Consider the following 6,151-nt stretch of genomic DNA (forward strand, 5'->3'; position numbering starts at 1 on the left):
GGCATGGAGGAACCATCGGCACAGGCGCGTTGGGAGCGGCGCACCCAGCGGCCCCTGCTGGCGCTCGCGGTGGCGTTCGCCGTCGCCTACGCCGTGCCGATCGTGGACAGCTCGGCGAGCCGGTTGCTGACGGTCGCGTGCGCGGTGACCGAGTGGGTGGTGTGGGGAGCGTTCGCCGCCGACTATCTCGTCCGGCTCGCCTTCGCCCCGTCCCGCAGGGAGTTCGTCCGCACGCACTGGCTGGACCTGTGTGCGGTGGTGCTGCCCCTTCTGCAGCCGCTGCGGCTGCTGCGGCTGATGTCGACGCTGCTGCTGGTGGGGCGGCGTGCGCGGATGGCCTCGCAGATCCGGCTGACGACGTATGTCGCCGGATCGGTCGTCGGACTGCTGATGTTCGGTTCACTGGCCGTTCTGTCGGTGGAGCGGGAGGCGCCGCACGGGAACATCAAGACGCTGGGCGATGCGGTGTGGTGGTCGTTCACGACGATGACGACCGTGGGCTACGGCGATCACGCACCGACCACCGGACTCGGGCGGATGCTCGCGGTGGGGCTGATGCTCTCCGGCATCGCGCTGCTCGGTGTGGTGACCGCGAACATCGCCGCGTGGTTCATCGCGCGGTTCGAGAAGGACGACGTGGAGGAGCGGCGGCAGACGGCGGCGATCGAGGCGCTGACCGACGAGGTACGGGCCCTTCGGGCCGAGGTGGCCGCGCTGTCCGGCGTGCCCGTGCCGCACCCGCACGCCCCCGACGAGGCGGGACCCCTGCGGTAGCCGGGGCCCGTCACACGCGCTCCAGGATCAGAGCGGTCCGTTCCCGGGGGTTGCGGCTCCGATCAGCCAGATGATCGCCGGCAGTGTGTCGATCATGCCGAGGACCGGGGCCACCCGAGCCGGCACCTGGGCGGCCGGCCGCCCAGGTGGGGCCCATGGCGAGCCGGCCGCAGACGACCGCGAGCGGTCCAAGGACGATGCCGAGGGCGAAGACGCCCGCGATCGCGCAGACGACTCCGACGATCCCCACAGTGGCGCGATCCGGCCCGGTCCGCCGGCACATCCGGCCTCGTGAGCGGGGTACCCGCGTGTGCCGTGCCCGAAGCCCGCCATCATCGACTCCCCGAACTCTTCGGCCAGTTCGGGCTTGATGAGCGGATAATCCGTTTCCCGCGGGAGGTCCTGCCCGCGCGCTGCCCCCCTCCGGCAGCGCGCCGCAGTCCGTCCCTCCTCCGGGTCGCACGGCACTGTCGTGCGCAGGACGTGACCCACTGTGACCTGCGGCGCCTGCCGGGCGGGAGGGATCTTGTGCACCTTCACCCTGATGGGCGAACGCGCCCGATCCGCGTCAGATGTGCGCGGCCCCCGCGCCCGCCTCCGCGTTCTCGCCGCGCTTGGTGAGCAGCGCGACCAGCACCGCGACCGCCGCGACACCCGCGGCGACCAGGCAGGCCAGGCTCATGCCGGAGATGAACGTGTCGTGCGCGACGGCGGTGATCTTCTGGACGATCGCGGCCGGGGTGTCCGGGGTCACCGGGGCCACGCCCACCTGCACCGCCTCGGAGGCCTGGCCGAGCTGCGGCCCGGTCAACGGCGGCAGTCCGGCGTCGGCCCAGTTGCCCGCGAGGTCGATGTCGACCTTGGAGGCCATCACGGCGCCCAGCACCGCGGTGCCGAGGCTGCCGCCGATCTGCATCGCGGCCTGCTGCAGGCCTCCGGCGACACCGGAGAGCTCCATGGGCGCGTTGCCGACGATGACCTCCGTGGCGCCGACCATGACCGGCGCGAGGCCGAGACCGAGCAACGCGAACCAGATCGACATGACACCGCTGCCCGTGCCGGCCTTCAGCGTCGACATCCCGAACATGGCGATCGCGGTGGCCGCCATACCGCCCGCCAACGGGATGCGCGGGCCCAGCTTGGTGATCGCCGCACCCGCGAGCGGGGAGCCGACGATCATCATGCCGGTCAGCGGCAGCAGATGCAGGCCCGCGTCGACCGGGCTCATGCCGTGCACGTTCTGCAGGTAGAAGGTGACGAAGAACAGACCGCCCATGAAGGCGATCGCCATGAGGACCATGAGCACGACACCCGCCGCCAGCGGCACCGAGCGGAACAGCCCCAGCGGGATCAGCGGCTCCTTCACCTTCGTCTCCCACACGGAGAAGAGGGCGAAGCCCAGTACGGACGCACCGATGAACGGCCAGGTCTTGCCGTCGCCCCAGCCCCAGGCCGGCGCCTTGATGAGCGCCCAGACCAGGCAGAACATGGCGCCGGACAGCAGCGCGATGCCCGGCAGGTCGAAGGAGCGCGGCGCGTTCCGCGCACGGTGGTCGGTGAGGATCAGCAGGCCGAGGACGAGCGCGAGCGCGCCGACGGGCACGTTGATGAAGAAGACCGACTGCCAGCTGACGTGCTGGACGAGCAGACCGCCGAGGATCGGGCCGCCCGCGGTGGAGGCGCCGATGACCATGCCCCAGATGCCGATCGCCATGTTCAGCTTCCCGGCCGGGAAGGTGGCCCGCAGCAGACCGAGCGCGGCCGGCATCAGCAGCGCGCCGAACAGGCCCTGGAAGACGCGGAAGGTCACGACGAGGGCGATGCTGTCGGACAGGCCGATCGCGCCCGAGGCGGCGGCGAAGCCGACCACGCCGATCAGGAAGGTCTGCCGGTGGCCGAAGCGGTCGCCGAGCTTGCCCGCGGTGATCAGGGTGACCGCGAGGGCGAGGAAGTAGGCGTTGGTGATCCACTGGACGTCGGCGAAGCTGGCGCCGAGGTCCTTGGCGATGGCCGGGTTCGCGATGGCCACGATGGTGCCGTCGAGGGCCACCATCATGACGCCGACCGCCACGGTGATCAGGGTGAACCACGGGTGTCCGCGCAGCCCGCGGTCCGGCACCTGCTCCGCCGGGACCGTCGGCGCGCCGGCCGTCTTGTCCCCCGATTCCGTCGCATCGACGGTGGTCTGACTAGTCATATGGTGGAGGTTAGTGACAGCCGCTGACAATTGACAAATCAATTCACAAGTCGGTAACTGTCACGCTACCTGCGGCTAGGCTGAATCTGGCCGTATGAACAGAAAGAGGACACATGGAGACGGCGTCGCAACCAGGATTGCGCGAGCTCAAGAAACAACGCATCCGTGACGCGCTGCTGCGCGCCGCTCTGGAGCTGTTCCTCACCCAGGGGTACGAACGGACGACGGTCGACGAGATCACCGCGGCCGTGGACGTCTCGCAGCGCACCTTCTTCCGCTACTACGCCGGAAAGGAGGAAGCGGTCTTCTTCACCCACTCCGTCGCCGCGTCACACTTCGTCGACGCGGTGCGCGCGCGACCGCGGCACGAGGCCCCGCTGGAAGCACTGCGGCAGGCGGTCCTCCAGGGCTGGGACGGCATCGGCGAGACGATCGAGCAGATCATCCCGGTGGAACTCCACCTGCGCACCTACCAGTTGATCGAGTCGACGCCCGCCCTCTTCGCCGCTCACCTGCGCCGTTCGGCCGAGGTGGAGGAGGAGATCGCACGCGTGATCGCCGAACGCGAGGGCCTCGACGTGGACACGGACCCGCGGCCGCGCGTCGCGGTGGCCGCGTTCGGCGGAGTGATGCGCGTCACGGAACGACTGTGGGGCACGGGCGAGGACATCAGCGTGGCCGCGATCCACGAGCTGACGGTCTCGCATCTCGACGCCGTACGCCCCGCTCTGGCGGAGAAGTGGCGCACGGGCCGCGGGGGCACCGATCCCGCGGCCGTCGAGTGAATTCCCGGCGCCCGGGAGGCCGGACACGGCCGACGGAGTGAAGCTGTGGCGACGGGGAGCGTCAAGTGACGTGCGCCTCATCGATTTGGCGTGACGATCGTTCGGAAGACCCATCCCTTTCGCCGTAATTGGCGCACCCGAAACGTGAGACGCATCACTCGGTTAACGCGAGACACTCTCGTTCTCCTAGTGTGTCCTTCCAGTGACTTCCTTCGACACCTCCCCGCAACTCAACGTCTGGCGCGCACTGCTCGCGCTGGCCGTGGTCTTCGTGATGCTCGCGACGACCGGCTGGACCGCCGTGCGCAACCACCGCGGCGCCATGCCGCTCCAGACATCGCGTTCGGCGTGGGAGCACGGGTCGATCGCCGGACACAAACTGCCGGACATCGACGGGTCCCCGGCCCGGCTCGCGCACTTCTTCTCCTCGCTCAGTGCCCACCAGCGCTCCCGGCTCGCCCACCGCTACCCGCTCACGGTCGGCAACATGAACGGGGCACCCGTGCGCCTGCGCTACGAGGCCAACCGCATCGCCCTCGACAAGCAGCGCAAGGTCGAGCGCGCCCGGATGCACGACGACCGGCTGTCGCCCGTCGGCCAGCGGGAGGCGGGGCGGCTCATGCACCGTTTCGAGGCGCTGATGCGGAAGGACCGGCAGATCCTCGCCTTCGACCCGGAGGGCTCGGGCCGCGTGGCCGAGGTCGTGGGGAACCTGGACAGGGCCCAGCGGATCTCGGTCGTCGTCCCCGGCGTCGACACCGACCTGCTCACCTTCCAGCGCACCTTCCGCCCGTACTCGGCGCCGGTCGGCATGGCCAACGCCCTCTACGCGGCCGAGCGGACGGCGAGTCCGCTGACCCGTACGGCCGTGATCGCCTGGGCCGACTACACCGCGCCCAGCGGTCTCGGCATGGAGGCGGCGACCGCGATGCGCGCCGCGGAGGGGGCCGTCCGGCTCAACGCGCTCGTCCGCGCCCTGCCCGGCCGCTCGCCCGTTCAGCTGTACTGCCACAGCTACGGCTCGGTGCTGTGCGGGGTCGCCGCGCATGCACTGCCGTCCCGGGTGTCCGACCTGGCGGTGGCGGGCAGCCCCGGCATGCGCGCCGGGACGGCCGCCGGTCTGCGGACCGCCGCCCGGGTCTGGGCCATGCGGGACGCCGACGACTGGATCCAGGACGTGCCCTACCTGGAGGTGGGCGGCATCGGCCACGGCGCCGACCCGGTCTCCCGCGCCTTCGGGGCGAGGGTGCTGTCCGCGCAGGGGGCGAAGGGCCATGCCGGGTACTTCGCGCCCGGCACCGAGAGCCTGCGCAACTTCGCCGAGATCGGCGTCGGCGCGTATCGTGCGGTGGTCTGCGCCCACCACGATGACGCCTGCCAGGCGGCTTTGTCCGACACGGCGTCGGCCGGACGCGCGTAGAAAAACAGGAATTGCGGTCTGCCAGGGGAGGCGACGGAGGAGCACGTGCCGCATACGATGAGCCGCATGGGTGACGTACTGGCCGGATTTCATGCCGCCTGGGAGTTCGAGTCCGACTCCGTGCTCATCCGCTTCGAACGGGGTATTCGCACACCGAAGCTGTTCCAGACGCTCGGTGAACGCCGTATCCCCCTGGAGGCGATCACGGGGGTCACACTGACTCAGGGCAAGCGCGGGACCGTGGTCCTGCATGCGGTGCTCAGGCCCGGAGCCGACCCGCTGATGGAGGCGGCGGCAGGGCAGCTGAAGGAGACGTCCGACCCCTATCGGCTGGTGCTGCCGGCCGACCGCGAGACCCTTGCCGAGTACTACGCCGACGAACTGCGCGCGCGGCTCACCGGGGACGGGTCGCCGGCCGAGCGGTTCCTGGTCGATCCGCCCAAGACGCCGCTGCAGTTCAAGGCGTACGACGCGAAGGCGTCCTTCGACGGCAAGGCGGTGTCCTTCCGCTGGTTCTGGACGGGTGCCTCGTCGGCCAAGTGGAAGGCCGGCGACCAGAGTTTCCCGGTCACCGGCCTCAGCGGGGTCGAGTGGCGCTCCCCCGAGGTCTTCGAGGGCCATCTGCGGCTGCTGCGACGCGATCCCGCCGGTGCCGCGCAGCCGGCCCAGCCGGACCAGGACCCGGCGGCCGTGGTGTTCGGTCTCGGCTACGGCCCCGTGCACGAGTCGCTGCCGTTCGCGGCGTCCGTGCTCGCCGCCGTGCGGGCCGCAGCTCCGGGCCCGGTCGCGGCGGTGCCGGCCGCACGGCGGGACCCGGCGGACATCGCCGAGCGGATCCGCCATCTGGGGGAACTGCACGAGGCGGGGCTCGTGACGGACGAGGAGTTCTCCATGAAGAAGGCGGAGTTGCTGGCGGAGCTCTAACGGGGCCTCGCCCCAGCCCGACGAGCCATGTCCGGTAGTACGCGTTCGTCC

General features: G+C 70.7%; 5 protein-coding genes and 1 pseudogene. 4 read left to right on the forward strand and 2 right to left on the reverse strand.

The features are described 5' to 3' along the window. The first annotated feature begins 3 nt into the window (after positions 1-3). Positions 4-774, forward strand: coding sequence for a potassium channel family protein (locus VXC91_RS24325; RefSeq protein WP_329509450.1), 771 nt, complete (start codon positions 4-6; stop codon positions 772-774). Positions 775-801: 27 nt separating this feature from the next. Here the strand turns inward: VXC91_RS24325 and VXC91_RS24330 are convergent. Both VXC91_RS24330 and VXC91_RS24335 read right to left on the reverse strand, forming a co-directional pair. Next, positions 802-1,110: pseudogene (locus VXC91_RS24330) on the reverse strand (small hydrophobic protein). 232 nt (positions 1,111-1,342) lie between these two features. Beyond that, positions 1,343-2,971 carry an MFS transporter gene (locus VXC91_RS24335; protein WP_329509451.1) on the reverse strand — a complete coding sequence of 543 codons (1,629 nt, stop codon included), beginning with the start codon at positions 2,969-2,971 and terminating at the stop codon, positions 1,343-1,345. A gap of 113 nt (positions 2,972-3,084) precedes the next feature. Between VXC91_RS24335 and VXC91_RS24340 the strand changes: the two genes are divergently transcribed. From VXC91_RS24340 to VXC91_RS24350, 3 genes are all read left to right on the forward strand, one after another. After that, on the forward strand, positions 3,085-3,756 hold the full coding sequence (locus VXC91_RS24340; protein ID WP_329509452.1) for a TetR family transcriptional regulator: 672 nt from the start codon (positions 3,085-3,087) through the stop codon (positions 3,754-3,756). A 202-nt stretch (positions 3,757-3,958) separates the two neighbouring features. Beyond that, a complete protein-coding gene (locus tag VXC91_RS24345; RefSeq protein WP_329509453.1) occupies positions 3,959-5,176 on the forward strand; it encodes an alpha/beta hydrolase in 1,218 nt (405 codons plus the stop codon). Between the two features lie 66 nt (positions 5,177-5,242). Next, positions 5,243-6,100: a DUF4429 domain-containing protein gene (locus tag VXC91_RS24350; protein WP_329509454.1), complete on the forward strand. Its 858-nt coding sequence runs from the start codon at positions 5,243-5,245 to the stop codon at positions 6,098-6,100. The last annotated feature ends 51 nt before the right edge of the window (positions 6,101-6,151 follow it).

This window comes from Streptomyces chiangmaiensis (assembly GCF_036281785.1).
Taxonomy (GTDB): domain Bacteria; phylum Actinomycetota; class Actinomycetes; order Streptomycetales; family Streptomycetaceae; genus Streptomyces; species Streptomyces chiangmaiensis.

Bases quoted from the DNA above. Each gene is read 5' to 3' on its own strand.
- VXC91_RS24340 (WP_329509452.1), top strand. From the start codon at position 3,085: ATGGAGACGGCGTCGCAACCAGGATTGCGCGAGCTCAAGAAACAACGC.
- VXC91_RS24350 (WP_329509454.1), top strand. From the start codon at position 5,243: ATGGGTGACGTACTGGCCGGATTTCATGCCGCCTGGGAGTTCGAGTCC.
- VXC91_RS24325 (WP_329509450.1), top strand. From the start codon at position 4: ATGGAGGAACCATCGGCACAGGCGCGTTGGGAGCGGCGCACCCAGCGG.
- VXC91_RS24335 (WP_329509451.1), bottom strand. From the start codon at position 2,971: ATGACTAGTCAGACCACCGTCGATGCGACGGAATCGGGGGACAAGACG.